Below are 26,299 nucleotides of genomic sequence, written 5' to 3'. Positions count from 1 at the left end.
TCTTTCCCCGGAACACCCGCTTTCGATACGTGAGCGACGGCTCCGGGGCTTCGACGAGCCGCGTGTGTCGGTTCCGGTCCCGGCGAGTATCAGTCGCATAACAATGTCTCGTCGGCGCGTCAGTCGGTCATGCAAGCCGTTGTGCTCGCCGCCGGTGAAGGCACCAGGCTCCGCCCGCTCACCGAGACGCGGCCGAAGGCACTCGTGGAAGTCGCCGGGAAGCCCATTCTCGTGCACTGTCTCGAACAGCTCGCCGCGCTCGGCGTCGATGGTTTCGTCGTCGTCGTCGGCTACCGGGCCGAACAGGTCATCGACTACCTGGGTGACGAGTTCCAGGGGATCCCGGTAACGTACACCTACCAGCGCGAGCGACTGGGGCTCGCCCACGCGCTCCTCACCGCCGAGGAACACGTCGATGGGGCGTTCGTCCTGATGCTCGGCGACAACGTCTTCGAGGCGAACCTCGCGGCGGTCGTCGCCCGACAGCGGTGCGGTGACGTCGACGCCGCGGTCCTCGTCGAGGAGGTCCCCTGGGCGGAAGCCTCGCGTTACGGCGTCTGTCTCACCGACGAGGACGACGCTGTCGTCGGGGTGGTCGAAAAGCCCGCTGACCCGCCGTCGAACCTGGTCATGACGGGCTTTTACACGTTCACGCCGGCGATCTTCCACGCCTGTCACCTCGTCCAGCCGTCGGCCCGCGGCGAGTACGAACTCCCCGACGCGATCGGACTCCTGCTCCGATCGGGCCGGACGATCGACGCTATCCGGATGGAGGGGTGGCGCATCGACGTCGGCTACCCCGCCGACCGCGACGAGGCCGAACGCCGACTCAACGCGGTCGACACGAGCGCGACCGACCGGGGCGTCCGGGGTGCCCAGGTCACAGAGAACTGATCCGCGCGGACCGGTCGGTCGTCGCGGCGTCGTTTTCTGGGTCTCGAAACATGGTGGTCGGTCGCGCCGCTCGGCGGTCCGGGCCCACACCACCACGGAGCGTGGTGGCACAGAAGCGATCGTTACTGGTCGAGCGCCTTGGGGGCGATCCGCGCGCCGTTCACGAAGACGGTCGCTCCGTCGTCGAGTCTGAGGTCCGTGATCTCGCCGCTGAACCGGTAGCTCCGGACGCCGTCACCGATCGCGTCCTCCGCGCTCTGGCCGGTCGTCCCGAGGACGCTCAGCGCGTCCGTGTGCCGTCCGGGGACGATCTCATCGCTTACCGTCACTTCGTAGGTAGTCGGTGCGGGGGTCGTTCCGACGATCGAGAGGACGTTCCCCGGACCCGCGTCGTAGTTCTCGACTCGCTCGCTCGCTGCCGCGCCGGCGACGCCGAGGGTGAGTGCGCCACTCAACCGGAGGTAGTTTCGCCGACTTACTGGGTTGGTACTACGCGTCTGTTTCCGCGCCTGTTCGCGTGCCATACTCCACTAATGAGGGATTAACAAAATAAGTGTTGCGGTGGTTACAGTAGTTGGATCTCCTGATTGTCCGGTTAGAAAATTAGAAGCCGACGAACATACGATCCGCTCGGTAAGTGTGCAAATCGAAGAAAATCGTGTTTTGAGGACTCTCAGCGCGTTTTAATGGTATCATAATGAAGAGTGATTTGTGTCCCCGCGCCCCCAGTTCGCACGCGTTGCGAGCAGATTTCGTCGAACGTACAGCTATTCTTACACAAGTGGGCGGGGGAGCGAGGCGCGTTACTCGTCGAACGAGACGTACCGCTCTTCCCACTCGCGCCGCTCGCTGATCGCCGTTCGCCCCTCGTCGGATATCTGGTAGTAGTTCGTCCGACGGTCGTGTTGGCCTTTGTTGACGAATCCGCGCTCGACGAGCGTGTCCAGGTTCGGGTAGAGGCGGCCGTGGTTGACCTCGCCGACGTCCTCGCTGATCGATTCTTTGATCTGCTGTCCCGATGGCCGGTCCGCACCGGCGATCACGTACAGCAGGTCTCGCTGGAACCCTGTCAGATCGAACATACTCATGTGTCTCTCTGTATATCACTCTCTCCCAACCGGTTTTGTTAGCCACCCGGGAACATCTCCGATTCGGGCTTTAAGACGGGGCTTCCCGCTCGCGGAGACGTTCTCGACGCGTGACGTACCGCTCTGCCCCCATGTCGACTCGCATCGCCGCCAGCAGTCGCGACGGCGTGTTCCAGATAGGCTACCGATAGCTCACCGATAACAAAGCTTTAAAATCACGTGTGGTATCAACAATGTCACCCGCTCGTCTCGCCTCTCATCGAAGAACGGGGCCGATCAAGGACACTACATCGATGACGACACGATCAAAAGACGACCTCTTCCAGATACTGAGCAACTCCCGACGCCGCTACATCATCTACTACCTCTCACAGGCGGACGAGGAGTTGAGCCTCAAGGAGCTCGCGACGAAGATCGCTGCCGCCGAGAGCGGGACGCCCGAGTCGGAGATCACGTCCGAGGAGCGACAGCGCGTCTACATATCGCTGTACCAGACGCACCTCCCGAAGCTCGAAGAGGCGGATATCGCCGTCTACGACGAGGACGAACGGACGGTCGTGCTCACGAACGACCTCCGCGAGTCGGGCTTTTTCTGGATGGAGACAGCGGGAGAGTCGCCGGGGTGGCTCCGGTACTACCTCGCGTTCTCGGTCGCGAGCTGGCTGCTCGTCGTCGGCGTCTGGCTGGCGGTTCCGGCCGTCTCCCTGCTCGGGTGGGCCGGTGTCGCGCTGGCCGTCTCGCTCGGGCTGTCGGTGCTCGTGACGCTCCAGTACCTCGACGAACGCGGGGAGTCGGACGAGGAGACGGGCGGCTACGAGATGCTCGTCGAGTAAGTCGTCGCCCCAGCGGCCGTCACGCTCGCGTTAGCAGCCGTGTAACGGCCGGTAACCCACACCTGCACCGTGTTACACCGGGTGTAACTATGAGACACTCGCGCCACAGACCGGTATGGACACCGACAGCCCACTTGTCGTCACGCGGACGCCGCCGCTGGACCCCCGCCGTGAGGCGACGTACGTGCCCAAGGTGTGTGCGTATCTCACCCGCCGCGGCCGGAGCCAACTGCTCGTGTTCCGTGCCCCCGGCTCCGACGGCCTGCAGGTGCCCAAGGGGACAGTCGAGCCGGGTGAGTCGCTCGAGGCGGCACTCCGGCGGGAGGTCACAGAGGAGAGCGGCCTCACCGTCGACCACCCGCGCCGTGTCGTCTCGGACGTCTGGACCCGCCGACCCGGCCCGCCGACGAAGTACGTCCGCCACTTCTACCACGCGGAGATCGACGAGCGCCGGGACCGGTGGGTCCACGTCGTCACCGGCTCCGGGGACGAACGCGGACAGCGGTTCGAGTACTTCTGGGTCGACCTCCCGACCGCCGAACCGTTCGCGCTGTCGCTCGACGACTACCTCCCGGCCGTCCGCTCCGACAGTTGAAGCCGTCTCCGGCGCGTGGCTCCGCCGCCGCGTGCCGTCACGTCGGACGGGGTGATCAGCGATGGTCCCTCTCTTTCCCGCGGATTCCGATCGCCACCTCACCCAACCGGCCGCCGGAATCGCACGGATTGAGAGGAGCAGGGACGGCTCGCTCGGTTCCCCACCGGCTCTCGGTTCTCGGGGCCCGGGACAGTTAATTCATCACGATATACTGCTAAACTTACTGGTCAGCACGACCCACGATTCAGTTCTTGCGACCGTCAGCAACGTATTTATTATCACCGAGAGAACGTATAGTCGACCTCGTGCGGTACGAGCGTATACGACGCGAGGACGGGACCCCGGTCGGTCCCGTCCTGACTGCACATGGGGGTGTGCGTCGCGTTGTCTTGTCTGCCGAGGGGGAACACGATATGAGTCAGACAGCTATTGATACCAACGAACCGATCCGACCGACGACCGCGACCGACGGAGCCAACACCAGGTCGGTCGAGCCGACCGAAGCGGGCGGTTCGACCACCGCCGCCGGCCTCTCGAAGAATACGCTCTTCGAGATCCTGAAGAACCGACGCCGCCGGGAGGCACTCGCGTATCTGAAACTGAACGGGGGAACGGCGAAGCTCGGCGAGATGGCCGAGTACATCGCTGCCAGGGAGAACGGCGTCGAACTGGGCGCGCTGTCGTCCAAACAGCGCAAGCGGGTGTACATCGGTCTCTACCAGTGTCACCTCCCGAAGATGGCCACGGCGGGCGTCGTCGACTTCGACAAGAACCGTGGTGATATCGCGCTCAGACCCGAGGCGTCCCAGCTCGACGTCTACCTCGAGGACGGGGCGGGCACGACGGCCGGCCGGCGGACTCACGCCGGGCGCGACCTCGTGATCGCCGGCGGGCTGGGTGCGAGCGTCGTCGCGTCGATCGCCGGCGTCCCGGGTTTCGTGCTCGTTCCCGACGTCGCCTGGGCGCTCCTCAGTGTGGGGACGCTCGCCGCACTCACCGCCCTGGAGGCGAACCGTCCCGCTCCCCGGGCCTGATCCGGTCCGGTTCGACGAGAGTTTTATTCTGTCCGCCGGCCGCCCTTCGATCCCCGTTCGTCGGGGCGACGGCGAGTGACACCACACGCCTCGGCTGGGTGTCCGGGCCCCGACACTCCAGTCGTACACCGGCGACGGTTACGACCATCCTACCGCCCGGATCGACCGCGACGTGCGGCTCGCCACCACCATCGCGACGGTGTTGAAGTGCCTAACGGTCGGCGGCTGCGCTGGTCCAGCGTCCATAACAATACCAGTTCAGGCCGCTTTCTGCAGTATGCATACGAGCGTCCTGGCCGTTCCAGCCGCCTCCGCCGGGGGCGAGAGACCGTGATCGCGGAGGCAGTCGTCCTCGCCGCGGGTGAGGGCCGCCGGCTCCGCCCGCTGACGAAGTACCAGCCGAAGCCGATGCTCCCAGTGGCGAACCGGCCCGTCGTCGAGTACGTCGTCGACGCGCTCGTCGCGGCCGGTGTCGAACGAATCGTCTGCGTCGTCGGCCACCGCGCCGACCGCATCCAGACGCACCTGACGAAGCGCTACCCCGATCTCGATCTCGCGTTCGTCCGCCAGGAGCGCCGACTCGGGAGCGGCCACGCGCTCCTCGCGGCCGCAGCGCACGTCGGTGAGCGTTTCCTCGTCGTCAACGGCGACAACGTCGTCGACGCGGACACCGTCCGAGCGACGATCGCCCGGGGGGTAGAGACCGACGCTGTCGCGACCGTCGCGGTCGCCCACTCGGAGACGCCCGAGGCGTACGGCGTCGTCGTCGTCGACCACGGCCGGATCGCCGACATCGACGAGCACCCCACAGAGAGCGACACCTACCTCGTGAACGCGGGTGTGTACGTCTTCGACCGCTCGGTGTTCGCCGCGCTTGACCGCACGCCGCGGTGGGGCGACGAGCTCCGCCTGACCGACGCCCTCGACCACCTCGACGGCCCGGTGACCTCCGTGCTGGTCGGGGAGGGCTGGCTCGACCCGTCGAACCCGTGGCAACTGCTCACCGTGACGGAGGCCCTGCTCGCCCGCGACGGCACGAACTCGGTCCATGCGTCGGCGCGCATCCACCCGACCGCGGTCGTCGAGGGACACGTCGTCGTCGGACCCGACTGCGAACTCGGCCCCGGGGCGGTCGTCCGCGGCGGGACCTGCCTGCAGGAGAACGTCCACGTCGGCCCGAACGCCGTCGTCGAACGGTCGGTCCTGCTGACCGACGCGCGGGTCGGCGCGGGCGCGGTCGTCCGCGATTCGGTCGTCGGTCCCGGCGTCCAACTGGGTGACGGCGTCGTCTCGCCGGGGGGGCTCGTCGACGTGCGCCTCGGCGGGACGCTGCACGCGAACCGCCGGCTCGGGAGCGTCGTCGCCGATCGCGCGGTGATCGGCCCGAACGTCACGCTGGAACCGGGCTCCCAGGTCGACGCCGACGCCACCGTCCGCGCGGGGTCGATCGTGACTGATCCGGCCCGCGACCCCGCCGAGGTGACCGCCTGATGTGCGGGATCACCGCCTGTCTCGTACCGGACGGTGTGGTCACCCCCCTGCTGACCGGCCTGCGCCGACTCGAATACCGCGGCTACGACTCCGCCGGCATCGCCGTACGCGACGGTGAGGGCGTCGGCGTCGTCAAGCGGGTCGGCGAGGTCGACGCCCTGGTCGACGCCGTCGAGAACGACACCGATGGCGGGCGCGTGCGCGACGGCACCATCGGGATCGGCCACACCCGCTGGGCCACCCACGGCGGCGTTACCGATCGCAACGCACACCCGCACCTCGACTGCGCCGGCGAGATCGCCGTCGTCCACAACGGTATCGTCGACAACGACGCCGCGCTCCGTCGCGAGCTAGCAGCCGCCGGCCACGTCTTCACCAGCGAGACCGACACCGAGGTCATCGCGCACCTGATCGAGGCCGAACTGGCGCTCGGCTCGACGCCCGAGACGGCCTTCCGCGACGCGGTCGCCCGGATCGACGGCTCCTACGCCATCGCCGCGCTGATCGGCGACGAGGAGACCATCTACGCCACCCGGATGGGGTCGCCGCTGGTGTTCGGCCCCGGTGACGGGGAGTGGTTCCTCGCGAGCGACGTGCCCGCGTTCATCGACTTCACCGACCGCGTGGTCTACCTCCACGACGGTGACTTCCTCGTGATCCGTCCCGACGGCTACGCGCTTTCGGACACGGCCGGTTTCCCCGTCGACCGCGCCGTCGAGACGGTCGACTGGGACCCCGAGACCGCGACGAAAGCCGGCTACAACCACTTCATGGCGAAGGAGATCAACGAACAGCCGGTGTCGCTGCGCGAGACGGTCCGCGGCCGGGTCAACACCCTCGACGGACGCGTCGACCTCGCGGAGTTCTCCGAAGGTGCGTTCGCCGACGTCGACGCGATCCACCTCGTCGCGATGGGCACCTCCTACCACGCGGCGATGTTCGCGTCGTCGCTGTTGCTCCGGCACGGGTTCGACGCCCGCGCGGCCGTCGCGGGCGAGTACGCCGAACTCCTCCCGCCGCTCTCGCCGGAGACGCTCGTCGTCGCCGTCACGCAGTCGGGCGAGACGGCCGACACTCTCGACGCGGTCCGGCGCGCCAAGAGCGCCGGCGCGCGGACGCTCGCGGTGACCAACGTCGTCGGTTCCTCCGTGACGCGCGAGTGCGACGACACGCTCTACCTCCGGGCCGGCCCCGAGATCGGCGTCGCGGCGACCAAGACGTTCTCCTCGCAGGTGACGGCGCTCACGCTGTTGGCCGAACGGCTCGTCTACGACGTCACGGGCCGGTGGAGCGTCGACAGCGAGGCGCTCCTGACGGCGATCACCCGGCTCTCAGGGGAGGTCCAGGCGGTACTCGACACGAGCGAGGCCGCCGCCGTCGCCGCCGCGCTCGCCGGCAGCGACGCGTACTTCTTCATCGGACGGGGGCTCGCCCACCCGGTCGCCCTCGAGGGCGCGTTGAAGTTCAAGGAGATCTCCTACGAACACGCCGAGGGCTTCGCCGCCTCCGACCTCAAACACGGACCGCTCGCGCTCGTGACGGCCGCGACGCCCGTCTTCGCGGTGTTCACCGGCCGCGGCGACGAGGCGACGCTCAACAACGTGAAAGAGGTCCAGGCGCGCGGCGCGCCCGTCGTGGCGGTCACGAGCGCCCGCGAGGGGCCGATCATCGACGCCGCCGACTACGTTCTCTCGATCCCCGAGAGTCACCCCGACGTGGCCGGCGTCCTCGGCAACGTCCAGCTCCAGCTCGTCGCGTACCACGCGGCGAGCCTCCTCGACCGGCCGATCGACAGGCCGCGCAACCTCGCGAAGTGCGTCACCGTCGAGTGAGCGGACACTCACGCGCTGCGGAGAGCGGGCCGCACAGTCCACTGGCTCCCGCGTACGGCGGCGGAGCCCAGACATAGTGTAGAACCGGACCGCTCGCTCACAGGGTGCGCCGCCCGGGTGGTCCGACGCACCGCCCGACATAGCTGGTGACCACATCACCTAAGACGGACCGGTGCGCTCACAGGGACGATGGTGTTCGGTGATCCGACCGAGACGCCCGGTTTCGGGGGGGACGCGGAGGCGGCCGCCGTGCTCGACGCGCTCGGCGACGCCGTCTCCCGCGAGATCCTCACCGCCGCCGCCGGCGCGCCCGTGACGGTCGAACAGCTCGCGACGATCTGTGGCGTCTCCGAGTCGACCGTCTACCGCCGGCTCGATCGCCTGAACACGCTCGGTCTCGTCGAACGCTGTAACCCGCTGGTCTCCGAGGCGAAGGGGGCGTACCGCACGACGATGCGGGGGCTCTACGTCGCGGTCGACGGGGGCCAGATCGCCGTCACGGCGGACGGCTCGCCGGACGAGGCGCTCGCGTCGGCGCTACGGCTCGTCGCAGAGGCCGTCGACCTCCGGCGGTTGAGCTACGACCGCGACGCCGGGACCGTCGATCTCACGCTCTCGTTCGACGACGACGATTTCCAGACGTTCCTCCGGCTGTACACGGACGACTAGCGGTCCCGCGTGACGACCTCCCCCGGGGCGACGTGCGACCCCTCCGAGAGGACGACGCCGGCGTTCAGTGAGGCGTTGATTCCTGTCTTGACGCCGTCGCCGACCACGACACCGAGCTTACGCCGGCCGGTCGCGACGCGCTCGCCTTTCACCGTGAGCTTCACGTCGGCCCCGTCGTGGCGGAGGTTCGCCACCTTCGTGCCGGCACCGAAGTTGACGTCGCGGCCGAGGACGGAGTCGCCCACGTACGAGAGGTGGCCGACCGTCGCCCCTTCCATGAGGATAGAGTTCTTCACCTCGACGGCGTGACCCACCTTCGCCTCCTCGCCGACGACCGTCGCCCCTCTGACGTAGGCGTTCGGGCCGACCGTCGCGTGCTCCCGGATCAGCGCGGGGCCCTCGATCACGACGCCCGACCGGACCCGCGCGCCCGCCTCGACGACGACGGGCCCTTCCAACACCGCGTCGTCGGCCACCGTGCCGTCGACCCGAGGGGAGAGTTCGTCCAGTTTCCACTCGTTCGCCGCCAGGAGCTCCCACGGGCGGCCCACGTCGAGCCAGCGCTCGAACGGGATCGCCCGGACGTCGAACGCGTCGCAGGTCCGTTCGAGCACGTCCGTGAGTTCGAGCTCTCCCCGCTCGGACTCGCCCACGTCGAGCCAGGCCTGCGCCTCGCTCGGGAAGTGGTACGCACCCGTGTTGATCAGGTTCGACGGCGGCTCCGCCGGCTTCTCGATGACGCCCGTCACGCGGATCCCCCCGCCGTCGCTCCCATCGCCGTCGGTGACGAGCACGCCGTACGAGGAGGGGTTGTCGACGCGATACGAGCCGACGGCCGGCCCCGACTCGTACAGCCGCGTCAGCGAGGGCGTGTCGTACAGCGCGTCGCCGTTGAGCACGACGAACGGGCCGTCGTCGAGCTCGGCCGCCGCGACCCGGACCGCGTCGGCGGTGCCGCGCTGTTCGGTCTGGACGGCGAACGTCACGGGGACGCCGCGGTAGTGGTCGCCGAAGTACGATCGAACGGCGTCGGCCTCGTAGCCGACGACCAATACCAGGTGAGAGGCACCGGCGTCGACCGCGGCGTCGATCGTGTGCGCGACCAGCGGGCGGTCCGCGACCGGCACCATCGGTTTGGGGCGTGAGGCCGTCAACGGCCGCATCCGGGTCCCTTCCCCGGCCGCGAGTACGACTGTTTGCATACGCGAAAAGGAGCACACAGGGAGGTAATAATGTAGGGGAACGGGCGACCGACGCTGTGTCGGTCGCCCGTTCAGATCGCCTCACCGGTTCAGATCGCCTCACCGAGGACGAGTGCCAGCGCCCGCTCGTAGGACCGCTCGTCGATGAGTCGCCACGCGACCTCGGCGGTCGACACCGAGATGGCCCGCGACGCCTGCAGCCCCGTCACGATCGACGGCACCTCGGTCGCGTACCACGCCTCGAACGGACTGGTCGGGCGCTCGGCGACGCCCATCGCGCTTCTATCCGCCGGTGTGTTCGTCTCAGTACTCACGGGGGTCGTACGCGACCGATCGCGTTAGTTACGCCCCTGGTAAAATCCCGCTCTTCCGGAGACGAGTTACTTATGCGGGCGTGAACAGCCACGGGACGACGACGGCACAGTCCCGTCCGTGGTCGTCCGGTACGGAACCACGGGAATGCGGGAGTGCGGAGCCACGGTTTTACGCGCGGCGGTCGAACGACCGGGCATGAAACTGGGCGTCATCTCCGATACGCACGACAACGTCGCGAGCGTCGAGCGCGCCGTCGCCGTCTTCGAGCGCGAGGGCGTCGACACGCTGGTCCACTGTGGCGACGTCATCGCCCCGCCGGTGCTTCCGTTCTTCGAGGGGTTCGAGGTCCACGGCGTGCTCGGCAACAACGACGGCGAACTCGACGGGCTCGAAGCCGGCTTCAGAGCGCTCGGCAACGGCAGCGAACTCCACGGTCGCCTCGCCGAACTCACGTTCGACGGCGCACGCGTCGCCGTCCTCCACGGCGAGTCCCGCGAGCGCGTCGAGGACCTCGCCTCGTCGGGCGCGTACGACCTGGTCTGTTACGGTCACCACCACGAACGCGACCACCGCGAGGTCGACGGCTGCGTCGTCCTCAATCCGGGCGCGCAGTTCCCGACAGTGCCAGCAGAACACAACACCGTCGCGATTTACGACACCGAGACTGGCGCGGTCGCGTTTCACGACGTGGCGGCGTGACGAGTCGAGGGCGTCAGAACGACAGGAAGCCGGACTCGGTGATGATGGTGTCGACGAGCGCCAGGGGGGTGGCGTCGTACGCGGGGTTCTCGACGGTGAAACCCTCGGCCGGTTCCGACAGCACCTCGCTCGGCGAGCGCATGTCGTTCTCGAAGACGAACCCCTCGTCGACGATCTTCCGGCTCGCGGCGACGACGGTCACGGGACAGTCGAGCACCGACGCGACCGCACAGAGCGGGAAGGTCCCGATCCGGTTGTAGTAGGTCTCGTCGACGAGGCAGTTCATCCCGAGGAGGACGCGGTCGGCCTCGTGCATGAAGTAGCCGGCCGCGCTGTCGGTGACGAGGTGGGCGTCGACGCCGTCCCACGTGGCGAGTTCGCGGACGGTGAGCCGCCCGATGTATCGCGGCCGGGTCTCGGTGACGTACACCGTCAGCTTCTTGCCGTCGTCGAGCGCCCGCCTGAGCGTCTCCATCACCGTCGACGAGTTCTCGTGGGTGAGGATCGTCTCGCCGTCCGCGATCCGCTCGGCACCGTTGGTCGCGGCCTCGTGTTTCGAGCGCTCGATCGTGTCGACCAGGCGGTCGATGGTGTCGCGGAGCTGGGCCTTCGCCTCGGCGAGCGTCTCGGCCTCGCCGACGACGCCGCGGATCGTCTCCTGCATCGCCGTGTGGAGCAGGGCGTGCGAGAGGTTCGACCGACGGAGCGCCCCCGCGTTCCGTTCGAGGTCGCGCTCGAACTCCTCGACGCCGACGTACTCCCGATCGAGGAGCTCCTCCAGCGCCAGCGTCGCGTCCACCGCCACCGCGGACTCACTGTGGGTCCGCATCTCGCGGATCCGCGCGATGGTCTCGTCTATCATGGCCGGATGGCCGTCCCCCGTGTGCAAAGAGGTTCCGTCGTGTCGTAGTCGTCGGTTCCTGACACGGCGTCGCGATCGAGCACCACCCGCCCCGTCGGCTCCTGATCGCGCTTCTCGACAGCGAGGAGCCACCGGTCCCCGTCGTCGACCTCGCGCGGGCGGTCTCGGCGTGCGATCCCACTGCGTCGGACGTCGCCGCCGCAGTCGTCCCTGGCCCCGACGAGCGGCCGGTCGAACAGCCGGCGTCGGTCGTCGACACCCTCACCGCCCAGCTCCACCACTCACACCTCCCGCGGATGGCCGCCGCGGGGCTGTTGGAGTACGACGCCGGGTCGGCGACGGTGACGGACTGGCGGCATCCATCGGTCGGCGACCGGTGGCTCACGTCGCCGCCGGTCGACCGCCTCGCAACCGTCATCGCCGACGCCCGCAGCCCGACGGCTCTCCCCTCCGACTGAGCCGTCGCTGTGCGGCGCGGCGGTTCCCGGCCGGGGAACTCGGCGGCCGTGGCTCCCGGTGTCCGGACGCGAAGGTCTTTACGCCGGCGTGCGTACCGGCGGTATGCCCGAGAGCCCGCTCAAGCAGCGGTTCGTCCTCGACACGTCACTGTTCCTCACCGAGGAGATCCGTCGCGCGGACGAGGGCGTCGACGAAGCCGTCTCGCGACTGCTCGACAGCGTCGCGACCGCGAAACTCCGCCACAACATCTCCTGTTACATGCCGCCGTCGGTCGCCGACGAACTGACCGTGATGCTCGAATCTCGCGGCGCGAGCGAGGAGGTCTTCTCGAAGCTGAACACCTGGGTCATCCGCAAGAGCCCCGCGCGCTTGGAACTGATCGTCCCCGCCGAACTCGTCTACCGGTTCGTCGACGAACTCGAAGACCGGATCGACCGGGGGTTGCGCGTCTCCGAGAAGGCCGTCCGCCGGGCGGAGCAGTCGCGGGACGCGCCGGCCGACGGCTCCGGGGGGAAGACGGAGGTCGACCAGGTCATCTCCGACCTCCGCGACGAGTACCGGACCACGCTGCGCCGTGGCGTCATCGACTCCCGCGAGGACTTCGATCTGCTGTTGCTCGCGCGGGAACTCGACGCGGGCGTGGTCACCGAGGACACCGGCATCATCTCGTGGGCCGACGACTTCGGCCTCCGCTACCTCCGCGGGCGGGAGTTCCCGACGCTGTTGGAGGAGTATCTCCGGGCCGGCGAGGGGCCGGGCGGGGCCTGACCAGAGAACGTTCGTCGCGCCGCTACGGTCAGTATCACTTGATATATGAGGTGTCGCGGTTAGAAGGGTTCCACCCATCCAGTGACGGGAGCACGTATGCAAGCCGAACGCGTCACCCGGGTCGCCGTCGACGTGTCGTGTCCCGCCAGCCGGCGGGTCGTCCTCGCACACCCCTCCGGACGGGAGGGTCCGCCGCCGACCCGAGGACCCGGGCGGGGGGACCGAACGACTCGGACGGGCGGTCGGGATGGACGGCGCTGACCCGACCGAGGCGGACTCCGACTTGCCCCGTGAGACCCGTCTGTACGACCGTGACCCGGCCGACCCGTGCAGCCACACGGTCGTCTCGGCGGTTGCCACGTCCCTCGGCTGTTCCCCGCTCGACCTCGAACCGCTCTTCGACCGGCTTGATCCGGAGGCGCTCGACGCGCTCGTCGGCCGGGCGAACGCGTCCGGCGACACCCCCGTCGTCACGTTCGAGTTCGCCGGCTGTGCCGTGGCGGCGACCCCAGCCGCTGTGCGCGTCGCGCGCACGGACACCGACGACTGACGACGCGCCGACCGCCCGCTTGCCCCCCCCACGAACGATCCTCGCCCGGGCGTCGGCTCCCGTCACCGTGAGGGGGTAAGTTGATATCGGTGGCTGGTGTCAGTCGTAGCATCAACCCGGCCGACGGGGCCCGAGGGTCGCCCGTGGTGCGGGCCGGCGTCGGAGGGACCAGGGCATACCGATCGATGAACTCACACGACGACGGCGACCGACCATCGGCCAAGGACGCGTCCGACAGCGGTGTCCACACCGTCCGTCTCGACGGCGACGAACCGAGCGCGATGGCGATCGTCCACGCGGTGTCGACGGCGCTCAAACGGCAACCGCTCGATCTCGAACCGCTGTCGGCGCAGGTCGATCCCGAAGCGCTCGACGACCTCCTCAACGGGCCCATCGGTCGGCGCGACGGGCTCAAGATCGCGTTCCAGTTCGAGGAGTGTACCGTCGTCGTCACGCCGGCGTCGATCAGCGTCTACTTCGACCCGTCGACGGGCGGCTGAGCGGGTCAGTCGGTCGGGAGTGTGGGGACCCGATCGCCCGGAACACCGGTCACCTCGGCGCTGAACTCGAAGAGCCGACGCGCGAGCCCGCGATCGGACGCCGTCCGGGCGGCCCGACGCTCGGCGCAGTCGTCGAAGTACGCCCCGGTGGTGTCGGCCACCTCGGGCGCGGCCGCGAGATACACCGAGGTCGCGGCGGCCTCGCGGACGGTGTCGACGCCGGGAACCAGGCCGAACAGTCCCGATGCCGCTTCGAGCGGGAACGGCACCGCTCGGAAGAAGCCGCTCCCGGGGACGACGCCCGGATGCAGGCAGTTCGAGGTCGTGTCGTCGACCCGCCGGGCGAGCTCGAAGGCGAACAGCACGTTCGCGAGCTTCGACGCGCTGTAACCGCTCCAGCCGCCGAACGAGTCGCCCGCCCGGAGCCGGTTAAGATCGATCCGGCCGCCGCGGTGTGCCTCCGACGAGACGGTCACGACGCGTCCCGGCGTGCCGTGTCGCCGGCTCGCGCCGCCGAGGTCGTCGAGGAGTCCCAGCGTGAGCGCGAACGGGGCGAAGTGGTTGACGACGAACGTGTAGTCGAGCCCGCCGACGGTGCCGCTCCGGGGGAAGTATCCGCCCGCGTTGTTCACGAGCACGTCGACCGAGTGCGCCGCGCGAACCCGCGCCGCCAGTTCGCGAACGGCGTCGAGGTCGGCGAAGTCCGCGGCGTAAAAGCTCGCAGTCGCGCCCGTCTCGCTCAGCGCGTCGACCGTCGCTCGCCCCTTCTCGCGGTCGCGGCCGTGGACGAGCACGGTCGCGCCCAGTCGACCGAGCGCCAGCGCCGTCTCGCGGCCGATGCCGCTCGTCGAACCCGTGACGAACACCGTTCGGTCCGAGAGGTCGACGTCCGCCACACCCGCCCGTTCCTCGGGGAGCCGTTCGTGCATCACGTGTCGAAACGGCGCCGAGACGCTAAGCTGTCCCGGCTGTCCGCCCGCGCTCAGCCCTCGTACGCGACGTAGCTCGAACACCACGCCTGCGGCTCGATCGTCCCCTCGACGACCGCACAGGCGCCGAGGCCGTCGCCGTTCTTGTCGGGGATGTAGAAGGCACAGCCCGAACACTGCTGGCCGTCCTTCGGCTCGGACTGGTACATCACCGCCTCCTGCGTCGCGACGCTGTCGGGGTTGCGCTCGGTGCCGTCCTGGGCGGTCGCCGTGGCGTACTCGTCGGGGACCGAACCGGCGCTCCCTCCGGCCTCCGTCTCCGTCGCCTGCCCACCGTCCCCGTCACCGCTCTCGGTTTCGGGTTCGGCTTCGGTCGCGGCTTCGGTTTCGGGCTCGTCGCCACCACCGCCACCGCCGCCACCGCCCGCACAGCCGGCGACGCTGGCGACCGCGGCCGCGCCCGCCACTTGGAGGAACCGACGCCTGGAGTCGAGTCGTGGACGTGTCATACACGTGAACGTGGGCCGGAACGACGATGGATGGTTCGACTGTTCTCCCCGGGCGAGAACTGGACCGAACCCATAAGTAGCTCGGTGCAATCGTGGGTCGAACACGCACAGCTGTCGGACGACACCGTGGCGGGCCTTCACAGTCGGCGGGGGTCGTCCACGGACTTATGTCGGCGGACACGCTACCTCGCGACGACTCCGGCGACCGGAAACCGGGGGGACGACGCACCGTGACTCAGGGCTCACTGCTCTCGGCGTTCGACGTGCTCGACGACCCCGTCTTCGCCGTCGACGGGCGAGCGACGCTCGTCGCGTGGAACGACGCGGCCGGTGGGGTGACCGGCTACGACGACGACGTACTGGCGGAGACGACGCTGCCGGAACTGGTCGTGGTGGGTGACCGAAAACGGGTTCGTGAGGCGCTCGACGCGGCCCGCGAACCGGGGCGCGAGGCGGTCGAGGTGACCGTGACGCTCCTGACGGCCGACGACGAGCGGCTCCCGTACGAGCTCAGCGTCGGCCGGCTGGCGGACCGCACCGTCGACACGGACGGCTCTGACCTCGTCGTCTGCGTCGGTCGGGAGGCCACCACGGAGCCGCGGCTGCACGACGTCGGCGAGCGCGAGGCGGTGCTGCGCGAGACGTACGAGATCATGGCGGACCGCGAGCTGTCGTTCACCGACCGGGTCGAGGCGCTGCTCGACGTCGGTCGACGGGTACTCGGAACGAGCTACGGGACGCTCTCGTCGATCGACGGCGAGGAGTACGTCTTCGAGGTGGTTCGGGCGGACGACGACGCGGTGCGGGCCGGCGAGAGCGTGTCGCTGTCGGCCACGAACTGCGAGCGCGCGGTCGCGGCCGAGCGGACGCTGGTGCTCGCGGACGTCGCCCGGGACGCCCCCGAACTCACCGACCGTGTGGGCTTCACTGACTGGGGGATCGTCTGCTACCTCGGCGCGCCAGTCTCCGTCGACGGGGAGGTGTACGGCACGTTCTGTTTCTACGACGACACCCCTCGCGCGGAGCCCTTCTCGGAGTGGGAGGTGACGCTCGTCGACCTCATGAGCCGGTGGGTGAGCGTGGATCTCGCCCGCCGACGGACGACCGATCGGCTCCGACGGCAGAACGCCCAGTTGGAGCAGTTCGCGGCGGTCGTCTCCCACGACCTCCGCAACCCGATAAACGTGATCGAGGGGTCGCTCGAACTGGCCGCCGAGACCGGCGACGCGGAACACTTCGCGCGCGCCCAGCGCGCGATCGACCGGATGGACCGCCTGGTCGACGACCTGCTGTCGCTGGCCCGGGCGGGCGAGACGATCGACGACCCTGAGCCGGTCTCGCTGTCGGCGGTCGCCGACCGCGCCTGGCGGACGACCGAGACGGACGGCGCGACGCTCGTCGTCGACGCCGACCGGACGGTGGTGGCCGACGAGAGCCGACTCCGACAGCTGTTCGCGAACCTGTTCCGGAACAGCGTGGAGCACGGCTCCACGAGCAGTCGACCGTCGGCCGACGCCACGGACGGAAGCGAGGACGGGGACGAGAGCGACGGCGTCACGGTACGCGTCGAACCGCTCGCCGACGGTTTCGCCGTCGTGGACGACGGTCCGGGGATCCCCGCCGGCGAGCGCGAGCAGGTGTTCGAGAGCGGCTACTCGACCGCCGAGGACGGGACCGGCTTCGGCCTCTCGATCGTCGCACAGGTCGCCGAGGCCCACGGCTGGAACGTCTCTCTCCGCGACGGCGATGGTGGCGGAGCCCGGTTCGAGTTCACCGGCGTCGACGTCGAAAACGACGACTCAGGGACCGAGCGCGACGGGAGCTGAGGCCGGCGACCCCCCGCTGGCTCACGAGCGGAGGGCGTCGACGGGCCGTTCCGACGCCGCCTTCCACGCGGGGTACGCCCCCGAGAGCAGGCTCACGACGACACCGAAGGCGAACGCACCGAGGAGCGTGAGGCCGTTGCGCGGGACGAGGATCACGTCGAGGGCGATCTGGTCGACGAACGCCCAGAGCCCGAGGGTGACGAGCGCGCTCAACACGACGCCGAGGAAGCCGCCGACGACGCCGAGGAGGCCGGCCTCGACGACGAGCATCGAGAGCACCTCGCGGCGGTGGACACCGACGGCGCGGAGCACGCCGATCTCCGCGCGGCGCTCGTTCACGCTCATCAACATCACGTTGAAGATACTCACGCCGGCGACGACGAGCGAGACGGCCGCGAGGCCGATCAGGAAGCCGTTGAGCAGGGCGAAGAACTCGTTGATCCGTTCGAGGACGCTCCCCAGCTCGAACACCGACACGCGCCGTTCGCGGGCGTTCAGCCGCTCGTCGACCCCCGCCGCGATCGCCTGGGCGTCAGCGCCCGAGTCGGCCTGGACGACCACCTGATCGAACGACGGCTGGACGAACACTTCGGGGGGGAGCACCACGGCGTTGTCCGGACGGATCGGCGAGATGCTGTCGGACTCGGCGAGGACGGCGATCACCCGGTAGCGGTTGGACTCAATCTCGAGCACCGACCCCACCTGGAGGTCGAGCCGCGCGGCGACCTCGCGGCCGACGATGGCCCCCTGGCGGTGGGTCTCGGGGAGGGTTCCCGACTCGGCCTCGAACAGCGCCCGCGGCCGGCCGAGGCCGTACAGCTGGGCGAACGTGCTGTCGCCGCCGCTCCGGACGACCGTCCCGTCGGTCTTCAGCGGCACCACCTCCCCGCGGCCCTCCGCGACGCGCTCGACCGCCTGCACGTCGCGCGAGGTGAGCGTCTCGAGCCCGGAGTCGGCGTTGGGGCTCACGATCACCTGGTTGCCGATACCGCCGAGTTCGTTCGTCGCCGACAGTTCGAGGACGGTCCCGAAGATCCCCAGGGTGGCGACGGCGAAGACGCCGATGAGGATGCCGAGCGCCGCGAGCCCCGACCGGAGACGGGTCCGTGCGAGGTTCCGTCGCGCCAGCAGGACGGCCGGGACGCGCCGCTCGAACGCCGCGAGTCGGCTCACGGTTCGTCTCCCCGCTGGACGCGGTCGTCCGCGGCGTCAGTCCCCTCGCGGCGTCCGTCGCCCGGCTCGGGCGTGGGATCGCGTGGGTCATCGCCCCCATCGGTGTCGATCCCCCCGTGGTCGACGACCCCCGCCAGGTTCGTGGCGTCGGTGCCGGCGACGGAGTCGTCGTCCTCGCCGACCACCCGGAGGTGGCCGTCGACGAGTTCGACGACCCGGTCGGCGTACTCGGTGACGAGCGGGTCGTGCGTCACGCCGACGACGGCGACGCCCTCGTCGCAGATCTCCCGGAGCTCTTCGAGGACGGCGCGACCCGTCTCCCGGTCGAGGTTGCCGGTGGGTTCGTCCGCGAGGACGACCGCGGGCTCGTTGACGAGCGCGCGGGCGATGGCGACGCGCTGTTGCTGGCCGCCGCTCAGCTCTTTGGGTCGGTGGTCGAGGCGGTCGCCGAGTCCCACCCGCCGGAGCAGGTCGCGTGCGCGGGCCATCCCCTCGGGATCGTGGGCGAACAGCGTCGGGAGTTCGACGTTCTCCGCGGCCGTGAGCGTCGGCACGAGGTGGAAGTCCTGGAAGACGAAGCCGATGGCCGTCCGGCGGGCGTCCGTGAGTTCGCGGTCCGACAGCGTCGTGACGTCCCGGCCGTGCAGGCGGACGACGCCCTCGGTGGGCGCGTCGAGCAGGCCGAGCACGTTCAGCATCGTCGACTTCCCCGAGCCCGAGGGACCGACCACGGCGAGGAACTCCCCGGCGGCGACGGCGAGGTCCACGTCCGACAGCGCCTCGATGGTCTCGCTTCCGCTGTCGTACCGCTTGGTGACGCCCGCGAGGTCGAGCGGGGGCGAGCGGGTCATCGGGTTCGGATCACCACGGCCGCCGCCGCCGCCATCGCGACGCCGACGACCCCGAGCCACACCGACAGCGGCAGGCTCCGGTCGGACCGTTGCTCACCGGTGATTTCGTCGGACAGCGGGAGCGACACCGTTTCTTCCCGGATGTCGCCGTCGACGGCGTACGTCACCACGACGGGGATCGACGAGGCGTTGGGGCCCACGTTCGCCGTGAGCTCGAAGGGGGCGAACTCGCTCCCCTCGACGGTGCCGACGAAGTAGTCGCGCTGTGGGTACGCGGGCTCGACGTCCGGCGCGTCGCCCACCGCGACGACCAGCCCGGTGACGCTCCCGCGGCCGACGTTGCCGGCGTTGCCCGACACCTGGACGGTGCCGTTGTCGTCGACCCCGATGTCGACGCCGGTGATCCGGACCGCGCCCGCCTGCGGGCGGAAGTCGAACCGGCCGGTGGCGTTCGACGTGCCCGAGCCGACGTCGTAGGAGACGTCGACGACGAGGTCGCCGCCGGGCGCGCGGTCGAGGGGGACGGTCACGCGCTGCTCCTCGCCGGGGGCGAGCGGGCCGGGGACGCCGACGCGGGCGAGCGTCGTCTCGCCAACGTGCGGGGTCGCCACCACGTCGGTGATCGGCGCGTTCCCGAAGTTCGTCACCGTCACCGCCACGCTCGAGGACTCCTCGTCGTCGTCGGTCTGCTGGGTCGCCCCGCCCGTGTTGCCCCCGAGCAACACGCCGAGCTGGCCGGCTGCCGGCTGTTGGGACTCCTCACTCGTGGGTGCGGTTGCGACCCGCACGCCCACGTCGTCCACCAGCTCCTCGACCGTGACGGGGTGGTCGTATGTCTCGGTCGCGCGGGTGCCGCTCCCGGTGGTGTAGCCGACCTCGACGGCGAGCGTCGCCGCACCGGGGGTCGCGGCGCGAACGCTGAAGTTGAGCTGCTGTTCGGCACCCGCCGCGAGCGAGGCGACCGTCCGGCGGTCGACGACCGCTTCGCCGTTGTCGGTCGACAGCGAGACGACGACGTTTCGCACCGGCTCAGTCGTGGGGTTCGACACCACGACCGGCGTCTGGGTCTCGCTCCCGGCGACCAGTTCGGTCGTGTCGAGTTCGACCAGCGGCGGGGCCGCCTCGACCGCGACTGACAGTGGCCGGCGGACGTCGACGGTGTCGCCGTCCTCGTCGCGGCCGCGGACGTGGACGGAGAGCGAGCGCTCGCCGGGCTCCGAAAAGCTCGTCGTCAGCGGGACGGTGAGCGTTCCGCCCGCGGAGAGCGAGCCAGGTTCGAGGCTCCGGGCGATCACGTCGTCGCCCTCGACGAGCTGGACCTCGTCGACGGCGACCGCCTGGGGACTGCCGCCGCCGTTCGACACTGTCACCGAGACCGTGACGGGCGCGTCGGTGACGGGCGTCCCCGGCGTGACGGTGACGTCGGAGACGGTGAGCCGTGCGTCGGGGACGGCCGCGGCCGTTCCGGCCAGGGTCGACCCGACGAGAACCACGAGGGCGAACGCGACGACGGTCCTGGAGGACATCTGATGACCGGGCTAGCGGTGGACCGAGCAAAAGACTGTCGGGGCCGAGGGGGCGTCGAGTCGGCGACGATACGCACCTCGCGAGCGCAGCGGCCGGTGGGCCGGCGTCGGTGTCCGCGCTCCCGTCACGGCTCGGGCGCGCGCCACGCGAGTACGACGCCGAGGCCGGCGAGCACGCTCGCGGCGGCGAACGCCGCCACGTACCCCCACGTCTCGATGAGCGCGCCGCCCGCGATCGGGGCGACGAACGCCCCCGCGAGACCGACGCTCGTCTGGAACGCCACCGCCGTCGCGCCGACCCGCGACGCGACGAGTTCGCGGGCGTACGCGAACGACAGCCCCAGGGTCAGCTGGATCGCGAACCCAGCGACGAGCAGCACGGCGACGAGCAGCGCCACCGACTCGACCACGGCGAAACTCGCCACCAGCGGGGTCGCGACGACGAACGAGGCGACGACGACCGGGCGGCGCCGGCCGTCGAACAGCCGGTCGGAGACCAGGCCGCTGCTGACCCGTGAGAGGATCCCGATCGCGGGGAACACCGCGACGAGCAGGCCACTGACGCCGAGCGAGAGCCCCTGCGTCTCGACGAGGTACGAGGGAGCCCAGCTGTTGACGAACAGGTAGATCGAGTAGCCGAGAAACCCGAGACTGCCGACGAGCCAGACGGCTCGCAGGCGGAGGACACCGCCGAGTTCAGCCAGCGTTGGCGGGTCCTCGCCGCCGACCGCGCCGAGTCCCCGGCTGGTCGGCCAGAACAGCGCCAGTCCGACGAGCGAGAGCCCGTTGAACGCGACGAAGATGGCCGGCCAGCCGAAGCGCGCGGCGATCAACGGGGCGGTGCTCTGGCCCAGCGCGAAGCCGACGGGGCCGCTGGCGGTGAAGACACCGACGGCGGTCGCTCGTCGCTCCGGGGCGACGGCCTCGCTCACCATGTCGATCGCGGCGTTCCAGACGACGACGTAGCCGATCCCGCCGAGCACCCGCGAAGCCAACAGCGAGCCGTAGTCGCCGCGTTCGCCGGCGAACCAGCCCCACGCGCCGGCGACGAACAGCGAGGCGACGGCGACCGCCACCGCGCGCCGGGAGTCCACCCGGTCGAGCACCGCCCCGACCGGCAGGCTCGCGACCACCGCCGTCCCGAACATGGCGCTCACCACCAGTCCCGCGCCCGCCGGGCCCACACCCGTCGACTCGCGGATGAGCGGCGTCACGCTGGCCGGCGAGATCTCGTACGCGCCGAGGGCGACGGAGACGAGGCTCGCCCCGGCGACGAGGAGCCATCGGTCGCGGGCCCCGCGGTCGGTCGACGCCGCCGTCACTGACGCGCGCTCGGCGCTCTCTGTCACTGCTTCCGGTTCGCCGCTCCGGCTGATAATCGGCCCGCTGTCGGACTCCTTTGCCGCCAGACACGGATGGATCGAGTCAGTGGGGTCGCCGGACGACGGCCACGTGGCGCATGGGAGCCGGGGCCGTGAAGTCGGGCCACGGGAGAGTGAACTCGGGAGCCGCGTGGAGCCGGGAGCCACGGGAGAGTGAACTCGGTAGTCCCCGTGTGCGTGTGTCCGCGCGGTCGCTACGGGGTCGGCTCGTATCCCTTGCCGACGCGGAGGTCGAGCGCCCCCGGGCGGACGCACAGCGAGAGGCGGTCGTGTCGTTTCAGTTCGCCGTCGAGGCTGAACGTGATCGGCTCCGCGCTCTCGATCGTCACCGATCCCGCGCGGAGGTGCGTGACGCCCTCGGTCCCCCTGGCGAGCAGCCGGTGGGCGACCGCTTCGGCGACGGCGGTCGGCGGCGGCATCTCCTCGACGACGGCGACGTCGAAGCGGCCGTCCTCCATGGCGGCCTGCCCGCCCTCCTCGACGAACTTCCGGGCGTTGCCGACGAGCACCGACAGCGCTGACCCGTCGAAGACCGTCTCGCCGTCGGTCGAGACGTGGATGTCGAGGCCGTCGAACGCCAGCGTCTCGCGTGCGCCCGACAGGAGAAACGCGAGCGTGCCGAACCGCTCTTTCAGCGCGTCGGAAGTCGCGGTGCTGGCGTCGGCCGGGAGCCCCGCGATCGCCGAGACGACGAACGGGTGGTCGGCCGCGACGCCGAGGTCGACGCCCCGCACGGAGCCGGTGTCGGCCACCTCGATGCCGTGGTCGACGCCGCGGATCCCGACCGTCCCCGCGAGGAGGTTCGCCGTGCCGGTCGGGACGACGGCGAGGGTGATCTCCTCGACGGCACCGACCTCGTACACACCTCTGAGGACGTCGTTGACAGTGCCGTCGCCGCCGCAGACGGCGAGCGTCGAGACGCCGTCCCGACCGGCCTCGCGACCGAGTTCGATCGCGTGGGCCTTGCTCTCGGTCTCGTCGACCGCGAAGCCGCGCGCACCCATCAGCCGACGGACGTAGTCGGCGTGGTCGGCCGTCCCGCTCTGGGGGTTGAGCACGCACTGACGGGAGCCGACCTGCATGGTTCGGCGCAGTCCCCACAGCCTCTTATACCGTCTGTTCTCCGTGCGGGCTCGCCCGTCGCGCGATCCACCGCGACAATTGTCGCGGGACCGTCACGATTATCAGCGCTCACCGTGTGTGTTCGCCCGGCGATGGTCCCCGCCACTCCCCCCGAGAGTCCCACGTGCTGCCGTCGCGTGGGTCGGTACAGCACCGCGAACAGCGTTGTCTCCCCCGTCCGGGAGGCGTGAGATGGACGACGACGCCGGCTCCGAGCCCCCCAGCGTCCCGAACCAGCACCCTCGCCTCCGGAGTCTCGGCTGGGGCGTGTTCTTCCCGCTGTTGCTCGTCGTCGCCGTCGTGACCCCCGTCGTCGTCGCGTCGGCGACGTCCGTCGCCCTGTTCGAGGCGGCGGAGTACACGTTCCTGGCGGTGGGGGTCGGCTACCTCGTCGGAATCGCGCTGCTGTTGCGCTGACCGGTCTTGGCGCCTCTCCGTCGCAGCGTCGACGCTGGGACATCCGTCGCCGGACGCACGGGGAAAAACACGGACGGAGACCGGGGGACGAACGGGACGAGGAGACCGACTCAGGCCAGGAAGTACGTCTCGCCCTCGGAGTCGACGAGTCCGTCGCTCGCGAGAGTGTCGAGGACGCTGTAGAGGCCGAGCATCCGCATGTCGAGCGCTGCCGATAGCTCCGTGATCGTCGTCGGACCGACGGTGTCGAGATAGAGGTAGACCAGCTTCGCGCTGGCGGAGTCGATGGCGGACGGGAGCGGGTCGACGGTCGTCGACTGCGTCGTGGGGGCGGCGAGTTGCGTCATGGGAGACACGTCGACTGCCAGCCATATATAATTAACTCGTTCCGTAGTAAATTATTATCATTATCGTTCATCGGTCAGGGAGAGGCGAACCGCGCGCGATCCGCAGCAACCCCCCGTGAACCGGGCCTTCGGGGACGTCCAGCGCGTGAACGTCCCCGGAGAGGCGTCCGTTCTACCGGTTTCGCTATCTTACATCTTTTCTTGTATAACTTTTTTACTTATATATTTTATATTAAATTAAACAGTTATCGAATGAATAATTTTATGCTCTCCCAGAATGTGTTGAATTTCGACGTATGGCGACGACAACCACGACCCGACAGCTTCCCCGCATCGTCCGCGACATGACACGAACCGAACTCCCGGCGGAGCTCGATCCGCTGATCGACCACTACGCCGCGGTGACCGAGGACCGCGACGAACTGCTCTGGCAGTGGCTCTACTACGTGTTCCCGGGATTTCGGCTCTCCTCGGTCGCCGACGAGCACGCCGAGACGGCGCGGAAGACGAAGTTCTGCTTCTCGCTGTTCATGACCGTCCTCGACGACCTCTCGGAGCGACACCGCGACAAGGAGACGTTCGAGCAGGGACGGAAGATCCCGTTCGTGTCGACCCAGTGTGACGCGGACGCGCCCGGGGTCGACGCCGACGCCCTGGGACTCCTCGAAGAGTCGTGGGCGCTCACCGAGGCGTACCTCGACCAGGCTCCCCGTCGGGCGGATTTCCGCGAACTGTTCGAGTTCGACCTCCGACAGTCGCTCAACACGATGGACTACAACCGGCTAGTGAACGACGGGCCACAGCTAGCGAGTCCCCGTGGGGCGGAGCTGTACGACACCCACAACATGCTGTTGTTCATCTACGTCGACATCGACCTCGCGTTCTCGCCCGGCTTCGACCGCGCGGACCTGGCGACGCTCCGCGACGTGACGTGGGACGCCCAGCGTCTGGCCCGCATCGGGAACTGGATCACCACCTGGGAGCGCGAACTCGACGAGTGCGACTACACCTCGCGCGTCGTCATCGAGGCCATCGAGCGCGGGGTCGTCTCCGAGGCGGAGATCCGCGACGTCGATGTCCCGAACGAGCGTCTCGCCAGCCGGATCAAGGACGCGGGGATCGAACGCGAGCACCTGCTGACGTGGAACGAGACCTACAGCAAGCTCGTCTCCACGGAGTACGACGTCGACACCGTCGACCTCCACGCGTTCGTCGACGGGATGCGCCACCTCCTCGAAGTCGACGTGAAAGCGCGCGGGCTCAAGTGAGGGCTCCGGTGGACGGCTGACCGGCGGCGGACCACGCCAGTCGACCGCCGCCGGCTCGCCGTCGAGTATCGGTTTTGATTTTACTCCCGCAACATTAACGGTGCGACGGGCGAATCAGCCGGCAGATCCGTCCCTATGTCTGATCTCGCACCCGAAATCTACGAGGCGGTGTTTTACTCCATCGAGAACCCGGCACTGGTGATTGACTTCGAATTTCGAATCCGCGACGCCAACGCCGCAGCCGCCGACTTCCTCCGTTACGAGAGCCGCGAGACCCTCATCGGGACCCCGGTGACGGAGATCCTCGTCGACGACACGATCCTCGAGGACGTCGCCGAACAGATCATGTGCGACGAGCAGTGGGCCGGCGAGTGCGAACTGCTGACGGCCGACAACCGAGTCTTCTACGGCATGGGGTCGGCAGTCCCCATCGAGGTCGGCGGGGAGACGGAGATGCTCGCGGGCGTCTTCACCGATCTGACCGAACGGCGTCGGCACACGCGCGCGCTCCGCATCCTCAACCGGGTCCTCCGCCACAACATCCGCAACGACATCAACGTCGTCGTGGGACACGTCGAACAGCTCGCCGCGCAGGTGGACGACGAGACCGCCCAAGAGTCCGTCTCGAAGATCCGAAAGCGCCTGGGTGGCGTCATCGACAGCGCCGACACCGCTCGCGACCTCGAACACCTGCTCAACGCCCAGGAGCGGGCGGTCGTCAGCACCCTCCCCCTCGGCGAGACCCTCCGGCCGGTCATCGAGCGCGCGGAGCGGGAGTTCGACGCCCGCTTCGAGTACGCCGACGCGTGCGAGCCGGCACACGTCGTCGCCAACGACACCGTCCGCCGGGTTCTCTGGGAGGTGCTCGAGAACGCGGTCGAGCACAACACCTCGTCGGAGCCCGTCGTCGAGGTGTCGTTCGACGTCCAGGAGGAACGGGTCGTCGTCAGCGTCGCCGACAACGGTCCCGGCGTCTTCGAGAGCCGCCACGAGATGATCTTCGGCCGCGAGGAGATCGATCAGGTCCACCACGGCAACGGGTTCAGCCTCTTCTTCGTCGATCAGGTGATGAAGACGTACGGCGGTGACGTGTGGGTCGAGTCGAACGAGCCCCACGGGGCGGTGTTCAAACTGGAGTTCACGCGCGCGTGGTGAGCG

At 69.2% G+C, this 26,299-nt stretch carries 29 protein-coding genes and 1 pseudogene; 17 read left to right on the top strand and 13 right to left on the bottom strand.

Annotated elements, in window-relative coordinates:
• Positions 1–129: 129 nt before the first annotated feature.
• The gene (aglF, locus tag NKJ07_RS20535; protein WP_318570780.1) at positions 130–894 is read left to right on the top strand and encodes a UTP--glucose-1-phosphate uridylyltransferase AglF; all 765 of its coding nucleotides are present in this window, start codon (positions 130–132) and stop codon (positions 892–894) included.
• Positions 895–1,016: 122 nt separating this feature from the next.
• On the opposite strand, the gene NKJ07_RS20530 is transcribed toward aglF, so the two are convergent.
• Positions 1,017–1,418, bottom strand: coding sequence for a hypothetical protein (locus NKJ07_RS20530; RefSeq protein ID WP_318570779.1), 402 nt, complete (start codon positions 1,416–1,418; stop codon positions 1,017–1,019).
• 279 nt (positions 1,419–1,697) lie between these two features.
• Positions 1,698–1,976, bottom strand: a complete 279-nt coding sequence (locus NKJ07_RS20525; RefSeq protein WP_318570892.1) for a PadR family transcriptional regulator — start codon at positions 1,974–1,976, stop codon at positions 1,698–1,700.
• Between the two features lie 299 nt (positions 1,977–2,275).
• Here NKJ07_RS20525 and NKJ07_RS20520 point away from each other — a divergent pair, with 299 nt between their 5' ends.
• The 6 genes from NKJ07_RS20520 (at position 2,276) to NKJ07_RS20495 (ending at position 8,436) form a co-directional block, all read left to right on the top strand.
• A complete protein-coding gene (locus NKJ07_RS20520) occupies positions 2,276–2,815 on the top strand; it encodes a DUF7344 domain-containing protein (RefSeq protein WP_318570778.1) in 540 nt (179 codons plus the stop codon).
• Between the two features lie 157 nt (positions 2,816–2,972).
• Entirely contained in the window at positions 2,973–3,410 is a 438-nt protein-coding gene (locus tag NKJ07_RS20515) for an NUDIX hydrolase (protein WP_318570891.1), read from the top strand.
• 413 nt (positions 3,411–3,823) lie between these two features.
• Positions 3,824–4,444, top strand: a complete 621-nt coding sequence (locus tag NKJ07_RS20510) for a DUF7344 domain-containing protein (protein ID WP_318570777.1) — start codon at positions 3,824–3,826, stop codon at positions 4,442–4,444.
• 330 nt (positions 4,445–4,774) lie between these two features.
• On the top strand, positions 4,775–5,935 hold the full coding sequence (locus tag NKJ07_RS20505) for a sugar phosphate nucleotidyltransferase (RefSeq protein WP_318570776.1): 1,161 nt from the start codon (positions 4,775–4,777) through the stop codon (positions 5,933–5,935).
• The gene (gene glmS / locus NKJ07_RS20500) at positions 5,935–7,767 is read left to right on the top strand and encodes a glutamine--fructose-6-phosphate transaminase (isomerizing) (RefSeq protein WP_318570775.1); all 1,833 of its coding nucleotides are present in this window, start codon (positions 5,935–5,937) and stop codon (positions 7,765–7,767) included. The genes NKJ07_RS20505 and glmS overlap by 1 nt, the downstream gene beginning before the upstream one ends.
• Positions 7,768–7,956: 189 nt before the next feature.
• Positions 7,957–8,436 (top strand): ArsR/SmtB family transcription factor, encoded by a 480-nt coding sequence (locus NKJ07_RS20495; protein ID WP_318570774.1) that lies wholly within the window; start codon positions 7,957–7,959, stop codon positions 8,434–8,436.
• On the opposite strand, the gene glmU is transcribed toward NKJ07_RS20495, so the two are convergent.
• Positions 8,433–9,638 carry a bifunctional sugar-1-phosphate nucleotidylyltransferase/acetyltransferase gene (gene glmU, locus NKJ07_RS20490; RefSeq protein ID WP_318570773.1) on the bottom strand — a complete coding sequence of 402 codons (1,206 nt, stop codon included), beginning with the start codon at positions 9,636–9,638 and terminating at the stop codon, positions 8,433–8,435. The genes NKJ07_RS20495 and glmU overlap by 4 nt on opposite strands.
• An 89-nt stretch (positions 9,639–9,727) precedes the next feature.
• A complete protein-coding gene (locus NKJ07_RS20485; protein ID WP_318570772.1) occupies positions 9,728–9,952 on the bottom strand; it encodes a hypothetical protein in 225 nt (74 codons plus the stop codon).
• A gap of 196 nt (positions 9,953–10,148) precedes the next feature.
• Between NKJ07_RS20485 and NKJ07_RS20480 the strand changes: the two genes are divergently transcribed.
• Positions 10,149–10,652 carry a metallophosphoesterase gene (locus tag NKJ07_RS20480; protein WP_318570771.1) on the top strand — a complete coding sequence of 168 codons (504 nt, stop codon included), beginning with the start codon at positions 10,149–10,151 and terminating at the stop codon, positions 10,650–10,652.
• 13 nt (positions 10,653–10,665) lie between these two features.
• Here the strand turns inward: NKJ07_RS20480 and NKJ07_RS20475 are convergent, their stop codons facing one another.
• Positions 10,666–11,514: an eIF2B alpha/beta/delta subunit family protein gene (locus NKJ07_RS20475; protein ID WP_318570770.1), complete on the bottom strand. Its 849-nt coding sequence runs from the start codon at positions 11,512–11,514 to the stop codon at positions 10,666–10,668.
• A gap of 74 nt (positions 11,515–11,588) precedes the next feature.
• Here NKJ07_RS20475 and NKJ07_RS24475 point away from each other — a divergent pair.
• The 5 genes and pseudogenes from NKJ07_RS24475 to NKJ07_RS20450 all read left to right on the top strand — a co-directional run.
• A pseudogene (locus tag NKJ07_RS24475) lies at positions 11,589–11,801 on the top strand (hypothetical protein); the annotation flags it as partial.
• 9 nt (positions 11,802–11,810) lie between these two features.
• Positions 11,811–11,972, top strand: a complete 162-nt coding sequence (locus NKJ07_RS20465; protein WP_318570768.1) for a hypothetical protein — start codon at positions 11,811–11,813, stop codon at positions 11,970–11,972.
• Positions 11,973–12,075: 103 nt separating this feature from the next.
• The gene (locus NKJ07_RS20460; protein WP_318570767.1) at positions 12,076–12,741 is read left to right on the top strand and encodes an RNA ligase partner protein; all 666 of its coding nucleotides are present in this window, start codon (positions 12,076–12,078) and stop codon (positions 12,739–12,741) included.
• Between the two features lie 247 nt (positions 12,742–12,988).
• Complete coding sequence (locus tag NKJ07_RS20455) at positions 12,989–13,291, top strand: HalOD1 output domain-containing protein (RefSeq protein WP_318570766.1); 303 nt, start codon at positions 12,989–12,991, stop codon at positions 13,289–13,291.
• 185 nt (positions 13,292–13,476) lie between these two features.
• Positions 13,477–13,791 (top strand): HalOD1 output domain-containing protein, encoded by a 315-nt coding sequence (locus tag NKJ07_RS20450; protein ID WP_318570765.1) that lies wholly within the window; start codon positions 13,477–13,479, stop codon positions 13,789–13,791.
• 5 nt (positions 13,792–13,796) lie between these two features.
• Here the strand turns inward: NKJ07_RS20450 and NKJ07_RS20445 are convergent, their stop codons facing one another.
• Together NKJ07_RS20445 and NKJ07_RS20440 are read right to left on the bottom strand one after the other, a co-directional pair.
• Positions 13,797–14,720 carry an SDR family NAD(P)-dependent oxidoreductase gene (locus tag NKJ07_RS20445; protein WP_318570764.1) on the bottom strand — a complete coding sequence of 308 codons (924 nt, stop codon included), beginning with the start codon at positions 14,718–14,720 and terminating at the stop codon, positions 13,797–13,799.
• 53 nt (positions 14,721–14,773) lie between these two features.
• Complete coding sequence (locus NKJ07_RS20440) at positions 14,774–15,229, bottom strand: high-potential iron-sulfur protein (protein ID WP_318570763.1); 456 nt, start codon at positions 15,227–15,229, stop codon at positions 14,774–14,776.
• A gap of 230 nt (positions 15,230–15,459) precedes the next feature.
• On the opposite strand from NKJ07_RS20440, the gene NKJ07_RS20435 reads away from it, so the two are divergent.
• Positions 15,460–17,055 carry an ATP-binding protein gene (locus tag NKJ07_RS20435; protein WP_318570762.1) on the top strand — a complete coding sequence of 532 codons (1,596 nt, stop codon included), beginning with the start codon at positions 15,460–15,462 and terminating at the stop codon, positions 17,053–17,055.
• 21 nt (positions 17,056–17,076) lie between these two features.
• On the opposite strand, the gene NKJ07_RS20430 is transcribed toward NKJ07_RS20435, so the two are convergent.
• The 5 genes from NKJ07_RS20430 to NKJ07_RS20410 form a co-directional block, all read right to left on the bottom strand.
• Positions 17,077–18,228, bottom strand: a complete 1,152-nt coding sequence (locus NKJ07_RS20430; RefSeq protein WP_318570761.1) for an ABC transporter permease — start codon at positions 18,226–18,228, stop codon at positions 17,077–17,079.
• Positions 18,225–19,079: an ABC transporter ATP-binding protein gene (locus tag NKJ07_RS20425; protein WP_318570760.1), complete on the bottom strand. Its 855-nt coding sequence runs from the start codon at positions 19,077–19,079 to the stop codon at positions 18,225–18,227. Before NKJ07_RS20425 ends, NKJ07_RS20430 begins: the two co-directional genes overlap by 4 nt.
• Positions 19,076–20,605 (bottom strand): COG1361 family protein, encoded by a 1,530-nt coding sequence (locus NKJ07_RS20420; protein ID WP_318570759.1) that lies wholly within the window; start codon positions 20,603–20,605, stop codon positions 19,076–19,078. Before NKJ07_RS20420 ends, NKJ07_RS20425 begins: the two co-directional genes overlap by 4 nt.
• Before the next feature lie 125 nt (positions 20,606–20,730).
• Positions 20,731–21,954 carry an MFS transporter gene (locus tag NKJ07_RS20415; RefSeq protein WP_425504787.1) on the bottom strand — a complete coding sequence of 408 codons (1,224 nt, stop codon included), beginning with the start codon at positions 21,952–21,954 and terminating at the stop codon, positions 20,731–20,733.
• Positions 21,955–22,181: 227 nt separating this feature from the next.
• Positions 22,182–23,069, bottom strand: coding sequence for a diacylglycerol/lipid kinase family protein (locus NKJ07_RS20410; RefSeq protein WP_318570758.1), 888 nt, complete (start codon positions 23,067–23,069; stop codon positions 22,182–22,184).
• A gap of 232 nt (positions 23,070–23,301) precedes the next feature.
• On the opposite strand from NKJ07_RS20410, the gene NKJ07_RS20405 reads away from it, so the two are divergent.
• Positions 23,302–23,526, top strand: coding sequence for a hypothetical protein (locus NKJ07_RS20405; protein ID WP_318570757.1), 225 nt, complete (start codon positions 23,302–23,304; stop codon positions 23,524–23,526).
• A 110-nt stretch (positions 23,527–23,636) separates the two neighbouring features.
• Here the strand turns inward: NKJ07_RS20405 and NKJ07_RS20400 are convergent, their stop codons facing one another.
• Positions 23,637–23,873, bottom strand: coding sequence for a TrmB family transcriptional regulator (locus NKJ07_RS20400; RefSeq protein WP_318570756.1), 237 nt, complete (start codon positions 23,871–23,873; stop codon positions 23,637–23,639).
• 296 nt (positions 23,874–24,169) lie between these two features.
• Between NKJ07_RS20400 and NKJ07_RS20395 the strand changes: the two genes are divergently transcribed.
• Together NKJ07_RS20395 and NKJ07_RS20390 are read left to right on the top strand one after the other, a co-directional pair.
• Entirely contained in the window at positions 24,170–25,141 is a 972-nt protein-coding gene (locus tag NKJ07_RS20395) for a hypothetical protein (protein ID WP_318570755.1), read from the top strand.
• Positions 25,142–25,276: 135 nt separating this feature from the next.
• Complete coding sequence (locus NKJ07_RS20390; RefSeq protein ID WP_318570754.1) at positions 25,277–26,296, top strand: sensor histidine kinase; 1,020 nt, start codon at positions 25,277–25,279, stop codon at positions 26,294–26,296.
• Positions 26,297–26,299: the final 3 nt, after the last annotated feature.

The organism is Salinigranum marinum (assembly GCF_024228675.1).
GTDB lineage: Archaea > Halobacteriota > Halobacteria > Halobacteriales > Haloferacaceae > Salinigranum > Salinigranum marinum.
Note: the sequence above shows the minus strand (reverse complement) of the source record. Positions and strands in the feature narration are given on the sequence as shown.

Excerpts from the sequence above, each read along its gene's own strand:
- NKJ07_RS20460 (WP_318570767.1), top strand. The coding sequence starts at position 12,076 with ATGCCCGAGAGCCCGCTCAAGCAGCGGTTCGTCCTCGACACGTCACTG.
- NKJ07_RS20440 (WP_318570763.1), bottom strand. The coding sequence starts at position 15,229 with ATGACACGTCCACGACTCGACTCCAGGCGTCGGTTCCTCCAAGTGGCG.
- NKJ07_RS20450 (WP_318570765.1), top strand. The coding sequence starts at position 13,477 with ATGAACTCACACGACGACGGCGACCGACCATCGGCCAAGGACGCGTCC.
- NKJ07_RS20445 (WP_318570764.1), bottom strand. The coding sequence starts at position 14,720 with ATGCACGAACGGCTCCCCGAGGAACGGGCGGGTGTGGCGGACGTCGAC.
- NKJ07_RS20495 (WP_318570774.1), top strand. The coding sequence starts at position 7,957 with ATGGTGTTCGGTGATCCGACCGAGACGCCCGGTTTCGGGGGGGACGCG.
- NKJ07_RS20475 (WP_318570770.1), bottom strand. The coding sequence starts at position 11,514 with ATGATAGACGAGACCATCGCGCGGATCCGCGAGATGCGGACCCACAGT.
- NKJ07_RS20420 (WP_318570759.1), bottom strand. The coding sequence starts at position 20,605 with ATGTCCTCCAGGACCGTCGTCGCGTTCGCCCTCGTGGTTCTCGTCGGG.
- NKJ07_RS20525 (WP_318570892.1), bottom strand. The coding sequence starts at position 1,976 with ATGTTCGATCTGACAGGGTTCCAGCGAGACCTGCTGTACGTGATCGCC.
- NKJ07_RS20410 (WP_318570758.1), bottom strand. The coding sequence starts at position 23,069 with ATGCAGGTCGGCTCCCGTCAGTGCGTGCTCAACCCCCAGAGCGGGACG.
- NKJ07_RS20425 (WP_318570760.1), bottom strand. The coding sequence starts at position 19,079 with ATGACCCGCTCGCCCCCGCTCGACCTCGCGGGCGTCACCAAGCGGTAC.
- glmS (WP_318570775.1), top strand. The coding sequence starts at position 5,935 with ATGTGCGGGATCACCGCCTGTCTCGTACCGGACGGTGTGGTCACCCCC.
- glmU (WP_318570773.1), bottom strand. The coding sequence starts at position 9,638 with ATGCAAACAGTCGTACTCGCGGCCGGGGAAGGGACCCGGATGCGGCCG.
- NKJ07_RS20520 (WP_318570778.1), top strand. The coding sequence starts at position 2,276 with ATGACGACACGATCAAAAGACGACCTCTTCCAGATACTGAGCAACTCC.
- NKJ07_RS20400 (WP_318570756.1), bottom strand. The coding sequence starts at position 23,873 with ATGACGCAACTCGCCGCCCCCACGACGCAGTCGACGACCGTCGACCCG.
- NKJ07_RS20395 (WP_318570755.1), top strand. The coding sequence starts at position 24,170 with ATGGCGACGACAACCACGACCCGACAGCTTCCCCGCATCGTCCGCGAC.
- aglF (WP_318570780.1), top strand. The coding sequence starts at position 130 with ATGCAAGCCGTTGTGCTCGCCGCCGGTGAAGGCACCAGGCTCCGCCCG.
- NKJ07_RS20390 (WP_318570754.1), top strand. The coding sequence starts at position 25,277 with ATGTCTGATCTCGCACCCGAAATCTACGAGGCGGTGTTTTACTCCATC.
- NKJ07_RS20510 (WP_318570777.1), top strand. The coding sequence starts at position 3,824 with ATGAGTCAGACAGCTATTGATACCAACGAACCGATCCGACCGACGACC.
- NKJ07_RS20480 (WP_318570771.1), top strand. The coding sequence starts at position 10,149 with ATGAAACTGGGCGTCATCTCCGATACGCACGACAACGTCGCGAGCGTC.
- NKJ07_RS20530 (WP_318570779.1), bottom strand. The coding sequence starts at position 1,418 with ATGGCACGCGAACAGGCGCGGAAACAGACGCGTAGTACCAACCCAGTA.
- NKJ07_RS20465 (WP_318570768.1), top strand. The coding sequence starts at position 11,811 with ATGGCCGCCGCGGGGCTGTTGGAGTACGACGCCGGGTCGGCGACGGTG.
- NKJ07_RS20455 (WP_318570766.1), top strand. The coding sequence starts at position 12,989 with ATGGACGGCGCTGACCCGACCGAGGCGGACTCCGACTTGCCCCGTGAG.
- NKJ07_RS20405 (WP_318570757.1), top strand. The coding sequence starts at position 23,302 with ATGGACGACGACGCCGGCTCCGAGCCCCCCAGCGTCCCGAACCAGCAC.